Source organism: Mycobacterium aquaticum, from assembly GCF_002086485.1.
Lineage (GTDB): Bacteria > Actinomycetota > Actinomycetes > Mycobacteriales > Mycobacteriaceae > Mycobacterium > Mycobacterium aquaticum.
In genome coordinates this window covers 1-17,601 of record NZ_MVHF01000011.1, presented here as the reverse complement: position 1 = coordinate 17,601, position 17,601 = coordinate 1, and the positions used below count along the sequence as shown (strand labels likewise).

Below are 17,601 nucleotides of genomic sequence, written 5' to 3'. Positions count from 1 at the left end.
CGACAGCATGACCACCGAGACCAAACTGGTTCGCACCCAGGGGGTTACCGCAGCGGCCGGCTTCCGCGCCGCCGGAATCGCCGCGGGCATCAAGGCTTCCGGCGCGCCGGACCTGGCGCTGGTGTTCAACGAGGGGCCCGACTATGCGGCTGCGGGTGTGTTCACCAGCAACCAGATCAAGGCCGCGCCGGTGCAGTGGTCCCAGCAGGTGCTCACCACCGGCCGACTGCGTGCCGTCATCCTGAACTCGGGTGGGGCCAACGCCTGCACGGGTGCGCCGGGCTTTCAGGACGCCCACGCCACGGCCGAGGCTGTGGCCGCCGCCCTGAGCGATTGGGGCACCGAGACCGGTGCCATCGAGGTCGCGGTGTGCTCCACGGGCCTGATCGGTGACCGGCTGCCGATGGACAAGGTGCTGGCCGGGGTGACCGAGATCGTGCACGAGTTGGCCGGGGGCCTGACCGGCGGCGAGGACGCTGCCCGGGCCATCATGACCACCGACACCGTGCCCAAACAGGTTGCGCTGCATCATTCGGTGGCGTCGGGGGAGAACTGGGTGCTCGGCGGCATGGCCAAGGGGGCCGGGATGATGGCGCCCTCGTTGGCCACCATGCTGGTGGTGCTGACCACCGACGCCGTGGCCAGTCCGGATGCGTTGCGCGAGGCACTGAACAAGGCCTCCACACTGACCTTCGGCCGCCTCGACATCGACGGCAGCTGTTCCACCAACGACACGGTGCTGCTGCTGGCCTCGGGGGCCAGCGAGATCCGGCCCAGCCAAAGCGATCTCGACGACGCGGTGCTGCGAGTATGCGAAGACCTCTGCACGCAGCTGCAGGCCGACGCCGAAGGCGTCACCAAACGCGTCGTCATCACGGTCACCGGCGCGGTCAGCGAGCAGGAAGCCGTCGTCGCGGCTCGGGCCATCGCACGCGACAGCCTGGTAAAGACCGCGCTGTTCGGCTCCGACCCCAACTGGGGCCGGGTGCTGGCCGCCGTCGGTATCGCCCCGGTCACCCTCGATCCGCAGCGAATCGGTGTGTCGTTCAACGGATCACCGGTGTGCATCGACGGCGCCGGTGCGCCGGGGGCACGCGAGGTGGACCTGTCCGGCGAGGACATCACCGTCGTCGTCGACCTGGCCGTCGGCGACGCGTCGGCGTCCATCAGGACCACCGACCTGTCGCACGCCTACGTCGAAGAGAACTCGGCCTACAGTTCATGAGCTTGTCCACGCCGATAAAAGCTCAGGTGCTGGCGGCGGCATTGCCTTGGCTCAAGCAGCTGCACGGCAAGATCGTCGTCGTCAAGTACGGCGGCAACGCCATGACCGACGAGACCCTCAAGGCTGCGTTCGCCGCCGACATGGTGTTTCTGCGCAACTGCGGCATCCACCCCGTGGTGGTGCACGGCGGTGGTCCGCAGATCAGCGCCATGCTCAAAAGGCTGGGCATCGCAGGCGATTTCAAGGGCGGCTTCCGGGTCACCACGCCCGAGGTGCTCGATGTGGCGCGCATGGTGCTGTTCGGGCAGGTGGGCCGCGAACTGGTCAACCTGATCAACGCGCACGGCGCGTATGCGGTCGGGGTCACCGGTGAGGACGCGCAACTGTTCACCGCGGTGCGACGCAGTGTCAACGTCGACGGCGTGGCCACCGACATCGGCCTGGTCGGCGACGTCGAGCACGTCAATGCCGGGTCGCTGCTGGATCTCATTGCCGCAGGGCGGATCCCGGTGGTATCGACCATCGCTCCCGACGCCGACGGGGTGGTGCACAACATCAACGCCGACACCGCGGCCGCCGCGCTGGCCGAGGCGCTGGGTGCGGAGAAGCTCGTGATGCTCACCGATGTCGAAGGGCTGTACACCGATTGGCCCGACCGCGATTCGCTGGTCAGCGAAATCGACGCGGCCGCACTCGTGGAACTGTTGCCGCGCCTGGAATCGGGCATGGTGCCCAAGATCGAGGCCTGCCTGCGCGCTGTGACAGGTGGCGTGCCCAGCGCCCACGTGATCGACGGCCGCGTCGAACACTGCGTGCTGGTCGAACTGTTCACCGACGAAGGAACCGGGACAAAGGTGGTCCAGAAATGACTCTCCAAGACCGCTGGGAAGCGGTGATGATGAACAACTACGGCACTCCGCCGCTGGCTCTGGTCAGTGGTGACGGGGCCGTCGTCACCGATGCCGAGGGCAAGCAGTACCTCGACCTGCTCGGCGGTATCGCCGTGAACCTGCTCGGGCACCGCCACCCCGCGGTCATCGAGGCCGTCACCGCTCAGCTCAACACGCTGGGGCACACCTCGAATCTCTATGCCACCGAACCGGGCATCGCGCTCGCCGAGGCGCTCGTCGGCCATCTCGGCGCCCCCGCACGGGCGTTCTTCTGCAACTCCGGCACCGAAGCCAACGAGGTCGCGTTCAAGATCACCCGGCTCACCGGAAAGACCAATCTCGTTGCCGCGCAAGGTGCTTTCCACGGCCGCACGATGGGCTCGCTGGCGCTGACCGGTCAGCCCACCAAGCAGGCCCCGTTCGAACCGTTGCCGGGCAACGTCACTCACGTGCCCTACGGCGATGTCGACGCTCTCGCCGCCGCGGTCGACGACACCACGGCCGCGGTGTTCCTCGAACCGATCATGGGGGAGGGTGGGGTCGTGGTCCCGCCGGCCGGCTACCTGGTCGCGGCGCGCGAGATCACCGCGAAACACGGTGCGCTGCTGGTACTCGACGAGGTGCAGACCGGGGTGGGCCGCACCGGGGCCTTCTTCGCCCATCAGCACGATGGCATCACACCGGACGTGGTGACGCTGGCCAAGGGCCTCGGCGGTGGGCTGCCGATCGGTGCCTGCCTGGCCATCGGCGCCGCGGGAGACCTGCTGACCCCGGGCCTGCACGGCAGCACGTTCGGCGGCAACCCGGTGTGCACGGCCGCGGCGCTGGGCGTGCTGCGCGCCCTGTCCGACGGTGACCTCATCGCACGCGCCGGCGTGCTCGGCAAGACCATCAGCCACGGCATCGAGGAGTTGGGCCATCCGCTCGTCGACCACGTCCGCGGCAAGGGCCTGCTGCAGGGCATCGCGCTGACCGCGCCGAGCGCCAAGGCCGTCGAGTCGGCGGCCCGCGACGCCGGTTTCCTGGTCAACGCGGCCGCCGCCGACGTCATCCGGCTGGCGCCGCCGCTGATCATCACCGAGGACCAGATCAACCAATTCCTCACCGCGCTACCCGCGGTGCTCGACCAGGGGGCGAAATGACCCGACATTTCCTGCGTGACGACGACCTGACGCCCGACGAACAGGCCGAGGTGCTCGCGCTGGCCGCCGAGCTCAAGAAGGCGCCGTTTTCCCGTCGCCCGCTGGAGGGCCCGCGTGGCGTCGGCGTCATCTTCGAGAAGAACTCCACCCGTACCCGGTTCTCGTTCGAGATGGGTATCGCTCAGCTCGGTGGCCACGCCGTCGTCGTCGACGGTCGCAGCATGCAGCTGGGCCGCGAGGAGACGCTGGAGGACACCGGTGCGGTGCTGTCCCGTTACGTCGACGCGATCGTGTGGCGCACCTTCGCCCAGGAACGACTGACAGCCATGGCGTCGGGGGCTACCGTGCCGATCGTCAACGCGCTCTCCGACGAGTTCCACCCCTGCCAGGTGCTGGCCGACCTGCAGACCCTGGCCGAACGTAAGGGTGAGCTCAAGGGCCTGCGAATGACCTACCTCGGCGACGGCGCCAACAACATGGCGCACTCGTTGATGGTCGGTGGCGTCACGGCAGGCATCAGCGTCACCATCGCGGCCCCCGAGGGTTTCGGGCCCGATCCGCAGTACGTCGACGCGGCCCGCAAGCGCGCCGCAGAGACCGGCGCGTCGGTGACCGTGACCGATGACCCGCGGGCCGCGGTCGACGGCGTCGACGTGATCGTCACCGACACCTGGACGTCGATGGGGCAGGAGAACGACGGCCTCGACCGGGTCCGCCCGTTCCGTCCATTCCAGGTCAACAGCGACCTGCTCAAGCTGGCCGACGCCGAAGCCGTTGTGCTGCATTGCCTTCCGGCGCACCGCGGCTACGAGATCACCGATGAGGTGATCGACGGCCCGCAGAGCGCGGTGTTCGACGAAGCCGAGAACCGGTTGCACGCGCAGAAGGCGCTGCTGGCCTGGTTGCTGGCGCGCGGCTGAGCCCGCCATGAGTTCCCCGACCCGAGTCGGCCGTCAGGCCCGCATCGTCGCACTGCTGTCATCGCGCGCGGTGAGCAGCCAGACGGAGCTGGCGAGCCTGCTGGCCGACGAAGGCATCGAGGTCACCCAGGCCACGCTGTCGCGGGACCTGGAGGAACTCGGCGCGGTCAAACTGCGGGGCGCCGACGGCGGTGTCGGGGTCTACGTCGTCCCGGAGGACGGCAGCCCGGTGCGCGGGGTGTCCGGCGGCACCGAGCGGCTGACCCGATTGATGGGGGAGTTGCTGGTTTCCACCGATGCCAGCGCTAACCTTGCCGTGCTGCGCACCCCGCCCGGGGCCGCGCACTACCTGGCCAGCGCCATCGACCGCGCAGCCCTGCCCTATGTGGTCGGCACCATCGCCGGTGACGACACCATCGCGGTGGTGGCGCGCGAACCGATGACCGGCGCCGAGCTGGCCACCACCCTCGAAAACCTGAAATAGAGCCCAACACAAGGAGATTGCTCATGTCCGATCGCGTCATCCTGGCGTACTCCGGAGGTCTCGACACCTCGGTGGCGATCAGCTGGATCGGTAAGGAAACCGGCCGCGAGGTCGTCGCCGTCGCCATCGACCTCGGCCAGGGCGGCGAGGACATGGAGGTCGTGCGGCAGCGGGCGCTGGACTGCGGCGCCGTCGAGGCGGTCGTGGTCGACGCACGTGACGAGTTCGCGAACGAGTACTGCCTGCCCACCATCCAGTCCAACGCGCTCTACATGGACCGCTACCCGCTGGTGTCGGCGATCAGCCGGCCGCTGATCGTCAAGCACCTGGTGGCCGCCGCGCGGGAGCACCAGGGCGGCATCGTCGCCCACGGCTGCACCGGCAAGGGCAACGACCAGGTCCGCTTCGAGGTCGGCTTCGCCTCGCTGGCACCCGATCTCGAGGTGCTCGCCCCTGTGCGTGACTACGCGTGGACCCGGGAGAAGGCCATCGCCTTCGCCGAGGAGAACGCCATCCCGATCAACGTCACCAAGCGCTCGCCGTTCTCCATCGACCAGAACGTGTGGGGCCGCGCGGTCGAGACCGGCTTCCTCGAGCACCTGTGGAACGCGCCCACCAAGGACGTCTACGACTACACCGAAGACCCCACGGTGCACTGGAACACCCCGGACGAGGTCGTCGTCGGGTTCGAGAAGGGTGTGCCGGTCTCCATCGACGGCAAGCCGGTCACGGTGCTTGAGGCCATCGTCGAGCTCAACCGCCGCGCCGGCGCCCAGGGTGTCGGCCGCCTCGACGTGGTGGAGGACCGGCTGGTCGGTATCAAGAGCCGCGAGATCTACGAGGCCCCGGGTGCCATGGTGCTCATCACGGCCCACACCGAGCTGGAGCACGTCACGCTGGAGCGTGAGCTGGGCCGGTTCAAGCGCACCACCGACCAGAAGTGGGGCGAGCTGGTGTACGACGGGCTCTGGTACTCGCCGCTGAAGCGGGCCCTGGAGTCGTTCGTCGCACACACCCAGGAGCACGTCACCGGCGAGATCCGGCTGGTGCTGCACGGCGGGCACATCGCGGTCAACGGGCGGCGCAGCCCGGAGTCGCTCTACGACTTCAACCTCGCCACCTACGACGAGGGCGACAGCTTCGACCAGTCCAATGCCAAGGGCTTCGTGCACGTGCACGGCCTCAGCTCGAAGATCTCGGCCAAGCGCGACCTGGGTATCTGATGCCGAGCAGACGCAAAACTGCCCTAAAACACGGAAATATGGGCAGTTTTATGTCTGCTCGCGGGGAGAAAAATGAGCACTAACGAAGGTTCGCTGTGGGGTGGCCGGTTCGCAGACGGGCCGTCGGATGCCCTTGCCGCGCTGAGCAAGTCCACGCATTTCGACTGGGCGCTGGCCCCGTATGACGTGCGCGCCTCCAAGGCGCACGCCCGGGTCCTGCACCGCGCGGGGCTGCTCACCGACGAGCAACGCGACGGGCTGCTGGCCGGCCTCGACAGCCTGGGCGAAGACCTCGCCGACGGCAGCTTCGGCCCGCTGCCCAGCGACGAGGACGTGCACGGCGCCCTGGAGCGTGGTCTGATCGACCGGGTCGGCCCCGACCTCGGCGGCCGGTTACGGGCCGGACGGTCGCGAAACGACCAGGTGGCCACCTTGTTCCGGATGTGGCTGCGCGACGCCATCACCACTGTCGGCAACGGCGTGCTGGACGTGGCCGCCGCACTGGCCACCCAGGCCGCGGCGCACCCCACCGCGATCATGCCCGGCAAGACCCATCTGCAGTCGGCGCAGCCGGTGCTGCTGGCACACCATCTGCTGGCCCACGCACACCCGCTGCTGCGCGACGCGGATCGTCTCATCGACCTGGACAAGCGGGCGGCGGTATCGCCCTACGGGTCCGGTGCCCTGGCCGGATCGTCACTGGGACTCGACCCCGACGCCATCGCCGACGAACTCGGGTTCACCGCGGCCGCCGACAATTCGATCGACGCGACGGCCTCGCGGGATTTCGCCGCGGAGGCGGCCTTCGTGTTCGCGATGATCGCCGTCGACCTGTCCCGGTTGGCCGAAGACATCATCCTCTGGAGCACAACGGAATTCGGCTACGTCACCCTGCACGACGCCTGGTCGACGGGCAGTTCGATCATGCCGCAGAAGAAGAATCCCGACATCGCCGAGCTGGCGCGCGGCAAATCCGGCCGGCTGATCGGCAATCTCACCGGGCTGCTCGCGACGCTCAAGGCGCAGCCACTGGCCTACAACCGGGACCTGCAAGAGGACAAGGAGCCGGTGTTCGACTCCGTGGCGCAGCTTGAGCTGCTGCTGCCCGCGATGGCCGGTCTGGTCGGCACGCTGACGTTCGACACCGACCGGATGGCGGCGCTGGCCCCGCAGGGCTACACACTGGCCACCGACATCGCCGAATGGATGGTGCGCCAAGGCATTCCGTTCCGGATCGCGCACGAGGCGGCCGGCGCGGCGGTGCGCACCGCCGAAGCGCGTGGTGTCGGCTTGGAGGAGCTGGCCGACGACGAGCTGGCAGGCATCCATCCCGGGCTGACGGCGCAGGTACGTGAGGTGCTGACCATCGCGGGGTCGGTCAACTCCCGCGACGCCCGCGGCGGCACCGCCCCGATCCAGGTGGCCAAGCAGCTCGGCGTGGTGCGTGACACCCTCGATCAGTTGCGGATCCGGTTGCGCTGAGCCTCATTTCGCGCGGCCGAGTCACTCCAGCTGTTCGGACAACTCCAGCCAGCGCGCCTCCAGTTCGGCCACCTGGTTCTCCAGCTCCCGCAATTGCGCGGTGAGCCGGCCGAGACCGACATGATCGGAATGGTCGTGCGCCGCGAGCTCGTCGTGCTTGTCGGAGATGCGCCCGGCGAGCTTGGCCAGGGACCGGTCGATCGAGGCGACCTCTTTCTCGATATTGCGCAACTCGGCGCCGGACTTGCCCTGCGTCGGCGCGGGTGTCGGCGCGGTGCGCGCGGCGGCAGCCGGGGCCGACGGTTGTGCCGCCAGCCGCAGATACTCGTCGACGCCGCCGGGTAGGTGGCGCAGCCGTCCGTCGAGGATCGCGTACTGCTGATCAGTGACCCGCTCCAGCAGATAGCGGTCGTGGGACACCACGATCAGTGTGCCCGGCCAGGAGTCGAGCAGATCCTCGGTGGCGGTGAGCATGTCGGTGTCGACGTCGTTGGTCGGCTCGTCGAGCACCAGGACGTTCGGCTCGCTCAGTACCACCAGCATGAGCTGCAGCCGGCGCCGCTGCCCACCCGAGAGCTCGCCGACCCGCGACGAGAGTTGCGCCCGGTTGAAACCCAACCGCTCCAGCAGCTGGGCCGGCGTGTGCTCCTTGCCGTCGATCACGTAGCTGGTCTGCAGCCGGCCGAGAACCTCGCGGACCATGTCGCCTGCCATGGTGTTCAGCTCGGTCGACTGCTGGTCGAGAATCGACAGCCGTACGGTCTTCCCGCGCTTGACCCGGCCCGTGGTCGGGGCGACCGTGCCGGCGATCAGGCCGAGCAGTGTCGACTTCCCGGCCCCGTTGGCGCCGACGATCCCCGTGCGTTCGCCCGGGGCGATGCGCCACTCGACATCGCGCAGGATCTCACGCCCGTCGAACGCGACGGACACGTCGAGCAGGTCGATGACGTCCTTGCCGAGCCGGGCGGTCGCCAGGCGCGACAGCTCGACGCTGTTGCGCAGCGGCGGGACGTCGGAGATCAGGGCGTTGGCCGCGTCGATGCGGAACTTGGGCTTGGAACTGCGAGCCGGCGGGCCGCGCCGCAGCCACGCCAGTTCCTTGCGCATCAGGTTCTGCCGTTTGGCCTCGGTCGCGGCGGCGATGCGGTCGCGCTCCACCCGCTGCAGCACGTACGCCGCATATCCGCCTTCGAAGGGCTCGACGATGCCGTCGTGCACCTCCCACGTGGTCGTCGCGACCTCGTCGAGGAACCAACGGTCGTGGGTGATCAGCAGCAGCCCGCCCGCGCCGCGTGCCCAGCGGCCCTTGAGATGTGCGGCCAGCCAGGTGATGCCCTCGATGTCGAGGTGGTTGGTGGGCTCGTCGAGGGCGACGACGTCCCAGTCGCCGATCAACAGCGCGGCCAACTGCACCCGGCGGCGTTGCCCGCCCGAGAGCGTGCCGACCGTCGCGTCGAAGCCGATGTCGGCCACCAGCCCGCCGATGACGTCGCGCACACGGGCGTCCCCGGCCCATTCGTGCTCCGGCCGGTCACCGACCAGCGACCACCCCACCGTCCGCTCGGAATCCAGCGTGTCGGTCTGGTCGAGTGCCCCTACGCGCAGGCCTCCACGCTGGGTGACGCGGCCGCCATGCGGGGTGATCCGCCCGGTGAGCATGCCCAGCAGGCTCGATTTGCCGTCGCCGTTGCGGCCGACGATGCCAATGCGATCGCCGTCACTGACGCCGACGGTGACAGCGTCGAACACCACACCTGTCGGGTACTCCAGGTGCAGGGCTTCGCCGCCGAGTAGGTGTGCCATCGCCGCCGACCTTAGCGTCAGCGTCAGCCCGGCCGCGAAGGTGTCGCCGCGTTTGCCTCAGGCGTCGTCGCCGGTGCGGTGACGTGCCATGATGACCACGTCAGTCGGGGACAGCACGTCAAAACGTAGGGGAGCGGGCGTTGATGGATTTCTCGGCAGTGACCAAACCGGTGGAGCGGTTGCTGGCGACTGCGCAGAACGGGCTCGAGGTGCTGCGCTACGGAGGCCTGGAGACCGGCGCCGTGCCCTCTCCGTTCCAGATCATCCAGAGCGTGCCGATGTTCAAGCTGCGCCGGTACTTCCCCCCGGACGTCCGGCCCGGTGCCGCAGACCCCGGCCCGCCGGTGCTGATGGTGCACCCGATGATGATGGCCGCCGACATGTGGGACGTGACGCGCGACGAGGGTGCCGTGGGCATCCTGCACCGCGCAGGCATCGACCCGTGGGTGATCGACTTCGGCTCGCCGGACAAGGTCGAGGGCGGGATGCAGCGCAATCTCGCCGACCATGTCGTGGCGCTCAGCGAGGCCATCGATACCGTCAAGACGGTCACCGGTCGCGACGTGCACCTCGCCGGCTATTCGCAGGGCGGCATGTTCGCCTACCAGACCGCCGCGTATCGGCGGTCCAAGGACCTGGCCAGCATCATCGCGTTCGGCTCGCCGGTCGACACGCTGGCCGCACTCCCGATGAACCTGCCCGCCGGCGTCGCGGCCGGTGCCGCCGATTTCATGGCCGACCATGTCTTCAGCCGGATCGACATCCCGGGCTGGCTGGCCCGCACCGGATTCCAGATGCTCGACCCGATCAAGACCGCCCAGTCCCGGCTGGACTTCCTGCGCCAGCTGCACGACCGTGAGGCACTGCTGCCGCGCGAGCAGCAACGGCGGTTCCTGGCCTCCGAAGGCTGGATCGCGTGGTCCGGCCCCGCGATTTCCGAGCTGCTCAAGCAGTTCATCGCCCACAACCGGATGATGACCGGCGGCTTCTCCATCCACGGCGACCTCGTGACGCTGTCCGACATCGACTGCCCGGTGCTCGCGGTGGTCGGTGAGGTCGACGACATCGGGCAGCCGGCGGCCGTCCGAGGCATCAAGCGCGCCGCACCGCAGGCCGATGTGTACGAATACCTGATCCGTGCCGGGCATTTCGGCCTGGTCGTCGGCTCGAAGGCCTCGAATCAGACCTGGCCCACGGTGGCCCAGTGGGTCAAGTGGCTCGACAACGCCGAGGAGATGCCCGACGGCGTCGTCCCGATGACCCTGCAGCCCGCCGACCATCCCGAAGGCGGGGTGTCGTTCACGACGCGCGTGACCCACGGCGCAACCGCCGCCACCGAGATGGCCTTCGGCGTGGCCCGTTCGGCGGCCGACGCGTTGGTTGCGGCGAACAAGTCCGCGCGGACACTGGTCATCGAGACCGCCCGCACGCTGCCGAGGCTGGCCCGCCTCGGGCAGGTCAACGACCACACCCGGATCTCGCTGGGCCGCATCATGAGCGAGCAGGCGCGCAACCTTCCCAACGGCGAGGCGCTGCTGTTCGACGGCCGGGTGCACACCTACGAGGCGGTCGACCGGAGGATCAACAATGTGGTCCGCGGCCTGATCGACGTCGGGGTGCGGCAGGGCGCTCGCGTCGGCGTGCTGATGGAGACACGGCCCAGCGCGCTGGTGGCCATCGCCGCGCTGTCGCGCCTGGGCGCCGTGGCGGTGCTGATGCCGCCTGACGTCGATCTGGCGGAGGCTGCGCGGCTGGGTGGGGTTTCGGAGATCATCGCGGACCCGAGCCACCTCGACGCGGCCCGGCAGCTGGAGACCCGGGTCCTGGTGCTGGGCGGCGGCGAGAACCGCGACCTGCACCTGCCCGAGGACGCCGACGTCATCGACATGGAGCAGATCAACCCCGATGTCGTCGAGCTGCCCGGCTGGTACCGATCGAACCCCGGCCTGGCGCGCGACCTGGCATTCGTCGCGTTCACCACGGTCGGTGGCGAACTCGTGGCACGACAGATCACCAACTTCCGGTGGGCGCTGTCGGCGTTCGGCACCGCGTCGGCGGCCAATCTCGGCCGGGGGGACACGGTCTACTGCCTGACGCCGCTGCATCACCAGTCCGGGCTGTTGGTCGCCCTCGGCGGGGCTGTCGTAGGTGGGTCGCGCATCGCGCTGTCGCGCGGCCTGCAGCCCGACCGGTTCCTGCAGGAGATCCGCCAGTACGGCGTCACCGTGGTGTCCTACACCTGGGCGATGCTGCGCGAGGTCATCGACGACCCGTCGTTCTCGCTCGTCGGCTCACACCCGGTGCGGCTGTTCATCGGCTCCGGCATGCCCGCAGGGCTGTGGAAGCGTGTGGTCGAGATCTTCGAGCCGGCTCAAGTGGTCGAGTTCTTCGCGACCACCGACGGCCAGGCGGTGCTGGCCAACGTGTCCGGCGCCAAGATCGGCAGCAAGGGCAGGCCGCTGCCCGGTGCCGGGCACGTCGAGCTGGCCGCCTACGACGCCGACGACGATCTGATCCTCGAGGATGAGCAGGGCTTCGTCCGCAAGGCCGAACCCAACGAGGTCGGCGTGCTGCTGGCCCATCCGCGGGGGCCGGTCGACCCGACCGCCGCGGTCAAGCGCGGTGTGTTCGCCCCGGCCGACACCTGGGTGTCCACCGAGTTCCTGTTCCGCCGCGATGAAGACGGCGACTACTGGCAGGTGGACAACCGCAGTGCCGTGATCCACACCGAGCGCGGACCGGTCTACGGCACGCCGATCAGCGACGCCGTGGGACGTCTCGACGCCGTCGACCTCGCCGTGACCTACGGCGTCGACCTGGGTGGTCAGCAGGTGGCCGTCACGGCTCTGGCGCTGCGCCCCGGTGGCAGCATCCCCACCGCCGATCTCACGCACGCGCTCGCGGACCTGCCGGTGGGCAACCCGCCCGACTTCGTGCACGTGGTCGCCGACATGGAACTCGGTGCGTCGTACCGGCCGATGGCGGGTCCGTTGCAGGCTGCGGGCATTCCGAAACCCGCCCGGCGTAACTCCTGGTACCTCGATGCCGATACCCAGACGTACAAGACGCTGACCGTGGCCGTATGGACCGAACTGACCTCAGGACAGGACGAGCCCGATACGGCTGCCGATCCGTCCTAGCAGCCGTATCGTCGGAGCCCTGTTAGGCTCCGCCATGCGGCGCACCGACTGGAGGATTGATGACATCGCAGACGAGCGGAAACCGTTGGCGGCTTGCGGTCACCGGCGTGGTGGCCGGTAGCGCACTCGCCGCCGGTTTGCTGGCCGGCGTCGGAGCGCCGATTGCGCTGGCCGATCCCGCGGCCGACGCCAATGCGAATGCGGCAGCGACGGCTGACGCGCCGCCGGCGCCGGAGATGACGGCCGACGAGGCGCTCGCCATCATCGACAAGGAATACGACACCGGCTCAGGTGGCGGCCAGCTCTCCCAGCTGATCCACTCGGTCTTGCAGTTGCGGGCGCAGGGCTTCAAACCGTCGAACGCCAACCGCGATGCCATCGTCGCCGCGCTCGACAAGAAACCCGACCAGATGCCGTTGATCGACGCGCTCAAGAACACGCTGGCATATCAGCGCAAGTTGCAGGCCAGGTCCAACGGCTCGCAGTCCTCCGGAGGTATCTCCGCGGGCATCAACCAGACCGGCCCCGGCCAGGTGCCCATCCCGGGTGCGCCGGGAACCCCGGGCATCTCGCTGGGCCCCAACAACTCCGGCATCAACGTCCCGGTCGGCTGATCGGTGATCGACGACAAGCTCCTCAAGATTCTGGTGTGCCCGCAGGATCGCGGACCCCTTTTGCTCGCAGGCAATGACTGGCTGTACAACGCGCGGCTGCGTCGGGCCTACCGCATCGACGACGGTATCCCGGTACTGCTCGTCGACGAGGCCGTCGAGGTCGACGACGCCGAACACCAGCGGTTGTTGGAGCTTGCCGGGTCACCCGAGGCCGGGTAGCTCGCCGGTCAGATACCGCTGCAGGTTGGGGCCGATGGTCTCGGCGACCTGCTCGACCGACAGCGATTTGAACGGCTCAAGCTCCAGGATGTAGCGCGCCAGCACCACACCGAAGAGCTGCGATGCCACGAACTGCACCCGCGTTCGGCCGCTGCCCGGTGGGTTGTCGACGCGCGGCCCGACCTCGGCGATGATCACGTCCTGCAGGAATGTCCGCAGCAGCGAGACCTCGCCGCCCGCCAGGATCGAGCGCAACGTCGCGATCAGCCCTTTGCCCATCTCAGAATCCCACAGCGGCAACAGGATTGACGGCAGCGTGTGGCCGAGCTGCTCGATCGGAACCTCCCGCAGCGGCCCGATCACGGTCATCGGATCGATCGGTATGTGGATCGCGGCGGCGAACAGTTGGGTCTTGGTGCCGTAATAGTGGTGGACCAAGGCGGGGTCCACGCCGGCGTCGGTCGCGATCGCCCGGATCGATGTCTTGTCGATCCCGTTGCGCGCGAACAACTCCCGCGCACTGACGAGGATGCGTTCCCGGGTGTCGGACGGGCCGGGAGGCCGTCCGGGCCGCTTGCGTTCTCTCATGGGGTCCGTCGTCGCAGTGTCGCCGCGGCCAGTCCGAGCGCCAGGGCGGCGAACCCCACCACCACGGCGATGTCGCGCGCCGCGACCGCCGTCAGGTCCGGATGGGAACCGACCTGCTGCAGCGCCTCGAGCGCATAGCTGGCAGGCAGCACGTTGCTGATCCACTGCAGCCATTCGGGCAGCGCCTCGCGGGGCACGATGATGCCGCACAACAGCAGCTGCGGGACGATCACCACCGGCATGAACTGCACGGCCTGGAACTCCGTGCGAGCGAACGCGCTGCACAGCAGGCCCAATCCGACGCCGAGCACGGCGTTGATGATGGCGATGAGGAACACCAGCAGTGGGCTGCCTGCGGTGCTGAATCCGAGGAACCAGAAGGCGACGACGCACGCCAGGCTCGCTTGCGCGGCGGCCGCGATCGAGAATGCGGTCCCGTAGGCCGCAAGCAGGTCGAACCGGCGCAAAGGGGTGGTCAGGATCCGTTCGAGCGTCCCCGAAACCCGTTCGCGCTGCATGGTGATCGAGGTGATCAGGAACATGACCACGAGGGGGAACACGCCGAGCATGATCAGGCAGGCGTTGTTGAACGGGCTCGGCGCTCCCGGGCGGTGTGGCGCGTCGTGGAACATGAAGTACATCAGCGTGATGACCAGGCTCGGTACCACCAGGATCATCGCCACGCTGCGGTGATCGGCGGCGAGTTGGCGCAGGATCCGACCGGTCGTCGCCAGGTAGGCCTGCGGGCTGAGCCGGCTGCGTTGGGTCAGGCCGCGGTGCGCTGGCGGATGACGGTCAGAAACGCTTCCTCCAGGGATGTGCATGACGTGTCCTTCCGGAGTTGGGCCGGGGTGGTGTGGGCGAGCAGGCTGCCTTCGCGCATGAGGAGCAGGTCGCCGCAGTGGTCGGCCTCGTCCATGACGTGGCTGGAGACCAGCAGGGTGGCTCCGCGCCGGGACAGCTCGCGGAACTGCTCCCAGAGTTCGACGCGAAGGACGGGATCGAGGCCGACGGTGGGTTCGTCGAGCACCAGCAACTCGGGATCGGCGACCAGCGCGCAGGCCAGCGATGCACGCGTGCGCTGACCACCGGATAGGTTGCCGCAGTAGGCGGTTCGGTGATCGCGCAGGCCGACCGCCTGAACCGCTTCGTCGGCGGCCTTGGCGGTGGTGCCGTACAGAGCGGCGAAATAGCGGACGTTGTCGATGACCCGGAGGTCGTCGTAGATGGTCGGATCCTGCGTCACATAACCGACTCGGTGGCGCAGCGGGGCACTGCCGGCCGGATGTCCCAGCACCGTCACCGATCCGGAGGCGATGATCTGGGTGCCGACCACGCACCGCATCAACGTGGTCTTTCCGCAGCCTGAGGGACCGAGCAGGCCCGTGATGGTGCCCCGGGCGATCTGCACGGTGACATCACGCAGCGCCGGGCGCTTTCCCCGAATCACCTTCAGTCCGGAGATGTCGACGGCCGGCGGCGATCGGAATTCATCAGGCGATGAAGTCATCATGTAATGAATATCCTCCCGGTCGTGGACCGGTGTCAACGGTGCCGGGCCGGGCAGTGCAGAATCGCTCGGATGGGCGCCGAACTACTGGTAGGAGACCCGGTCGCAGCAGCCCGCCGACTACTCGGCGCCCAGCTCAGCGGGCGCGGCGTCGAGGCGACGATCGTCGAGGTCGAGGCCTACGGAGGGCCGCTCGACGGGCCTTGGCCCGACGCGGCATCCCACTCCTTTCGAGGTCCACGCGGTCGCAACCTGGTGATGTACGGTCCGCCCGGGCGGCTGTACACCTACCGCAGTCACGGCATCCATGTGTGCGCCAACGTGGTGTGCGGTTACGACGGGGTCGCAGGCGCAGTGCTGCTGCGGGCGGCAGCCATCACCGGCGGATTGCAGCAGGCCCAAGACCGGCGGGGTGCCGCGGTGACACCTGCGGCATTGGCCCGGGGCCCCGGAAATCTGTGCTCGGCGCTCGGAATCGTGATGGAGGACAACGGAATCGATCTGTTCGACAAGAACAGTCCGGTCCGGCTGCGGTTCGGTGCTCCGCATGCAGCGGTCGACGGGCCGCGGGTCGGTGTCAGTGTGGCGGCCGACCGGCCCTGGCGATTCTGGCTCGATGGTCACCGTGAGGTGTCCGCCTACCGCAGAAGCCCCCGCGCACCCGCGCCCGGCGGCAGCGACTGATCGCCGGACGGCTGGGCCGTGCAGCGATGCGGCATGATCTCCCTATGTCAACGGACATCCTGGAGGAGCTGGACTGGCGCGGACTGATCGCGCAATCGACCGACCGCGATGCGCTGGCCGGGGACCTGGCCAACGGGCCGGTGACCGTGTACTCCGGCTTCGATCCGACCGCGCCGAGCCTGCATGCGGGGCACTTGGTTCCGTTGCTGACTCTGCGCCGGTTCCAGCAGGCCGGCCACCGACCCATCGTTCTGGCCGGCGGCGCGACGGGGATGATCGGCGACCCCCGCGACACCGGGGAACGAACCCTGAACACCGCCGATACGGTGGCCGACTGGGCCGGCCGGATCCGTGGCCAGCTGGAACGGTTTGTCGAATTCAACGACTCACCGACGGGCGCCATCGTCGAAAACAACCTCAACTGGACCGGCGAGTTGTCGGCGATCGAGTTCCTGCGCGACATCGGCAAGTACTTCTCGGTCAACGTGATGCTCGACCGTGACACGGTGCGGCGTCGTCTCGAAGGGGACGGCATCTCCTACACCGAGTTCAGCTACATGCTGTTGCAGGCCAACGACTTCGTGGAACTGCACCAACGGCACGGCTGCGCTTTGCAGATCGGTGGCTCCGACCAGTGGGGGAACATCGTGGCCGGGGCCAGGCTCGTGCGCCAGAAGCTCGGCGCCACGGTGCACGCGATGACGACGCCGCTGGTGACCGACTCCGAGGGCAAGAAGTTCGGCAAGTCCACCGGTGGCGGGAATCTCTGGCTCGACCCAGAGCTCACCAGCCCGTACGCCTGGTACCAGTACTTCGTCAACGCTGCCGACGCCGACGTGGTGCGGTACCTGCGGTGGTTCACATTCCTGTCGGCCGAGGAACTCGCCGAGCTCGACGACGCCACACGCACCCGCGCGCACGAACGCGCAGCTCAGAAACGGTTGGCGCGTGAGCTGACGACGCTCGTCCACGGGGACGCAGCGACCCGCGCCGTCGAACTCGCCAGCCAGGCGCTGTTCGGCCGTGGTGAGCTGACCGACCTCGACGAATCCACGTTGTCCGCCGCTCTGCGGGAGGCGAGTAGTGGACAGGTGGCCGAATTGAAGCCCGGCGGTGCGGACACGATCACCGATTTGTTGGTGGCAAGTGGGTTGGCGGCCAGTAAGGGAGCCGCACGACGCAACGTCGCCGAAGGTGGCGTGTACGTCAACAACGTCCGTATCGAAAGTGACGAGTGGATACCACAGGCCGCCGACTTTTTGCATGACCGCTGGCTGGTGTTGCGACGTGGCAAGCGCAACATTGCGGGTGTCGAGCGCGTCGGGGCTTAGCCTGACCGCCGCCGAGCCCCTGACCTGCGCAGACGTCCGGGCGACCTGGGAATTTGACTCGGTGTTAGCCCTCGCGTAACTTATTCCAAGTCCGAGCGACACGGCCGAGGCCGGGAAGCGAAGACAAAGTCCGAGAGAGTTTCCACTAAGGTGGGGTTCCTCAACGTCCGCACTAGAGAACACGGCTTTTGGCCGTTGGTCTCCTGCGCGGTTGGTTCGGGTGTGTTGTTTGAGAACTCAATAGTGTGTTTGGTGGTTTTTGTTTGTTGTTTTTGGTTGCATTCTTTTTCCCGTTTAGGGTGTGACCTTTTGTTTTTTTGGATGCCAGTTTGTTGGTGTCTTTTTG

Annotated in this window: 16 protein-coding genes; 12 read left to right on the top strand and 4 right to left on the bottom strand. The window is 68.2% G+C overall.

The window, feature by feature from the left end; translation table 11 throughout:
* Positions 1 to 7: 7 nt before the first annotated feature.
* The 7 genes from argJ (at position 8) to argH (ending at position 7,366) form a co-directional block, all read left to right on the top strand.
* Positions 8 to 1,225: a bifunctional glutamate N-acetyltransferase/amino-acid acetyltransferase ArgJ gene (gene argJ / locus BST13_RS13435; RefSeq protein WP_083164649.1), complete on the top strand. Its 1,218-nt coding sequence runs from the start codon at positions 8 to 10 to the stop codon at positions 1,223 to 1,225.
* The gene (argB, locus tag BST13_RS13430) at positions 1,222 to 2,094 is read left to right on the top strand and encodes an acetylglutamate kinase (protein WP_095533535.1); all 873 of its coding nucleotides are present in this window, start codon (positions 1,222 to 1,224) and stop codon (positions 2,092 to 2,094) included. Before argJ ends, argB begins: the two co-directional genes overlap by 4 nt.
* Positions 2,091 to 3,257 (top strand): acetylornithine transaminase, encoded by a 1,167-nt coding sequence (locus BST13_RS13425; protein WP_083164529.1) that lies wholly within the window; start codon positions 2,091 to 2,093, stop codon positions 3,255 to 3,257. The genes argB and BST13_RS13425 overlap by 4 nt, the downstream gene beginning before the upstream one ends.
* A complete protein-coding gene (gene argF / locus BST13_RS13420) occupies positions 3,254 to 4,177 on the top strand; it encodes an ornithine carbamoyltransferase (RefSeq protein ID WP_083164528.1) in 924 nt (307 codons plus the stop codon). Before BST13_RS13425 ends, argF begins: the two co-directional genes overlap by 4 nt.
* A 7-nt stretch (positions 4,178 to 4,184) precedes the next feature.
* On the top strand, positions 4,185 to 4,661 hold the full coding sequence (locus BST13_RS13415) for an arginine repressor (RefSeq protein WP_029368235.1): 477 nt from the start codon (positions 4,185 to 4,187) through the stop codon (positions 4,659 to 4,661).
* Positions 4,662 to 4,684: 23 nt separating this feature from the next.
* Positions 4,685 to 5,884 (top strand): argininosuccinate synthase, encoded by a 1,200-nt coding sequence (locus tag BST13_RS13410; RefSeq protein ID WP_083164527.1) that lies wholly within the window; start codon positions 4,685 to 4,687, stop codon positions 5,882 to 5,884.
* 72 nt (positions 5,885 to 5,956) lie between these two features.
* Entirely contained in the window at positions 5,957 to 7,366 is a 1,410-nt protein-coding gene (gene argH / locus BST13_RS13405) for an argininosuccinate lyase (RefSeq protein ID WP_083164526.1), read from the top strand.
* A 21-nt stretch (positions 7,367 to 7,387) separates the two neighbouring features.
* Here argH and BST13_RS13400 read toward each other — a convergent pair whose 3' ends face one another.
* A complete protein-coding gene (locus BST13_RS13400) occupies positions 7,388 to 9,169 on the bottom strand; it encodes an ABC-F family ATP-binding cassette domain-containing protein (RefSeq protein WP_083164525.1) in 1,782 nt (593 codons plus the stop codon).
* A gap of 143 nt (positions 9,170 to 9,312) precedes the next feature.
* Between BST13_RS13400 and BST13_RS13395 the strand changes: the two genes are divergently transcribed.
* From BST13_RS13395 to BST13_RS13385, 3 genes are read left to right on the top strand one after another with little or no spacing between them, the layout of a single operon-like run.
* Positions 9,313 to 12,309 (top strand): acyl-CoA synthetase, encoded by a 2,997-nt coding sequence (locus BST13_RS13395; RefSeq protein WP_083164524.1) that lies wholly within the window; start codon positions 9,313 to 9,315, stop codon positions 12,307 to 12,309.
* A gap of 59 nt (positions 12,310 to 12,368) precedes the next feature.
* Positions 12,369 to 12,923, top strand: coding sequence for a hypothetical protein (locus BST13_RS13390; protein WP_083164523.1), 555 nt, complete (start codon positions 12,369 to 12,371; stop codon positions 12,921 to 12,923).
* Between the two features lie 3 nt (positions 12,924 to 12,926).
* The gene (locus BST13_RS13385) at positions 12,927 to 13,142 is read left to right on the top strand and encodes a Trm112 family protein (protein WP_083164522.1); all 216 of its coding nucleotides are present in this window, start codon (positions 12,927 to 12,929) and stop codon (positions 13,140 to 13,142) included.
* Here BST13_RS13385 and BST13_RS13380 read toward each other — a convergent pair.
* From BST13_RS13380 to BST13_RS13370, 3 genes are read right to left on the bottom strand one after another with little or no spacing between them, the layout of a single operon-like run.
* Positions 13,125 to 13,730: a TetR/AcrR family transcriptional regulator gene (locus tag BST13_RS13380; RefSeq protein ID WP_083164521.1), complete on the bottom strand. Its 606-nt coding sequence runs from the start codon at positions 13,728 to 13,730 to the stop codon at positions 13,125 to 13,127. The genes BST13_RS13385 and BST13_RS13380 overlap by 18 nt on opposite strands.
* Positions 13,727 to 14,554: an ABC transporter permease gene (locus BST13_RS13375; RefSeq protein WP_083164520.1), complete on the bottom strand. Its 828-nt coding sequence runs from the start codon at positions 14,552 to 14,554 to the stop codon at positions 13,727 to 13,729. Before BST13_RS13375 ends, BST13_RS13380 begins: the two co-directional genes overlap by 4 nt.
* Positions 14,497 to 15,243: an ABC transporter ATP-binding protein gene (locus BST13_RS13370; protein ID WP_083164648.1), complete on the bottom strand. Its 747-nt coding sequence runs from the start codon at positions 15,241 to 15,243 to the stop codon at positions 14,497 to 14,499. The genes BST13_RS13375 and BST13_RS13370 overlap by 58 nt, the downstream gene beginning before the upstream one ends.
* Before the next feature lie 69 nt (positions 15,244 to 15,312).
* Here BST13_RS13370 and BST13_RS13365 point away from each other — a divergent pair, with 69 nt between their 5' ends.
* On the top strand, positions 15,313 to 15,924 hold the full coding sequence (locus tag BST13_RS13365) for a DNA-3-methyladenine glycosylase (RefSeq protein ID WP_083164519.1): 612 nt from the start codon (positions 15,313 to 15,315) through the stop codon (positions 15,922 to 15,924).
* 44 nt (positions 15,925 to 15,968) lie between these two features.
* Entirely contained in the window at positions 15,969 to 17,255 is a 1,287-nt protein-coding gene (gene tyrS, locus BST13_RS13360) for a tyrosine--tRNA ligase (RefSeq protein ID WP_170064287.1), read from the top strand.
* The last annotated feature ends 346 nt before the right edge of the window (positions 17,256 to 17,601 follow it).

Excerpts from the sequence above, each read along its gene's own strand:
- argJ (WP_083164649.1), top strand. The coding sequence starts at position 8 with ATGACCACCGAGACCAAACTGGTTCGCACCCAGGGGGTTACCGCAGCG.
- argB (WP_095533535.1), top strand. The coding sequence starts at position 1,222 with ATGAGCTTGTCCACGCCGATAAAAGCTCAGGTGCTGGCGGCGGCATTG.
- BST13_RS13425 (WP_083164529.1), top strand. The coding sequence starts at position 2,091 with ATGACTCTCCAAGACCGCTGGGAAGCGGTGATGATGAACAACTACGGC.
- argF (WP_083164528.1), top strand. The coding sequence starts at position 3,254 with ATGACCCGACATTTCCTGCGTGACGACGACCTGACGCCCGACGAACAG.
- BST13_RS13415 (WP_029368235.1), top strand. The coding sequence starts at position 4,185 with ATGAGTTCCCCGACCCGAGTCGGCCGTCAGGCCCGCATCGTCGCACTG.
- BST13_RS13410 (WP_083164527.1), top strand. The coding sequence starts at position 4,685 with ATGTCCGATCGCGTCATCCTGGCGTACTCCGGAGGTCTCGACACCTCG.
- argH (WP_083164526.1), top strand. The coding sequence starts at position 5,957 with ATGAGCACTAACGAAGGTTCGCTGTGGGGTGGCCGGTTCGCAGACGGG.
- BST13_RS13400 (WP_083164525.1), bottom strand. The coding sequence starts at position 9,169 with ATGGCACACCTACTCGGCGGCGAAGCCCTGCACCTGGAGTACCCGACA.
- BST13_RS13395 (WP_083164524.1), top strand. The coding sequence starts at position 9,313 with ATGGATTTCTCGGCAGTGACCAAACCGGTGGAGCGGTTGCTGGCGACT.
- BST13_RS13390 (WP_083164523.1), top strand. The coding sequence starts at position 12,369 with ATGACATCGCAGACGAGCGGAAACCGTTGGCGGCTTGCGGTCACCGGC.
- BST13_RS13380 (WP_083164521.1), bottom strand. The coding sequence starts at position 13,730 with ATGAGAGAACGCAAGCGGCCCGGACGGCCTCCCGGCCCGTCCGACACC.
- BST13_RS13375 (WP_083164520.1), bottom strand. The coding sequence starts at position 14,554 with ATGCACATCCCTGGAGGAAGCGTTTCTGACCGTCATCCGCCAGCGCAC.
- BST13_RS13370 (WP_083164648.1), bottom strand. The coding sequence starts at position 15,243 with ATGATGACTTCATCGCCTGATGAATTCCGATCGCCGCCGGCCGTCGAC.
- BST13_RS13365 (WP_083164519.1), top strand. The coding sequence starts at position 15,313 with ATGGGCGCCGAACTACTGGTAGGAGACCCGGTCGCAGCAGCCCGCCGA.
- tyrS (WP_170064287.1), top strand. The coding sequence starts at position 15,969 with ATGTCAACGGACATCCTGGAGGAGCTGGACTGGCGCGGACTGATCGCG.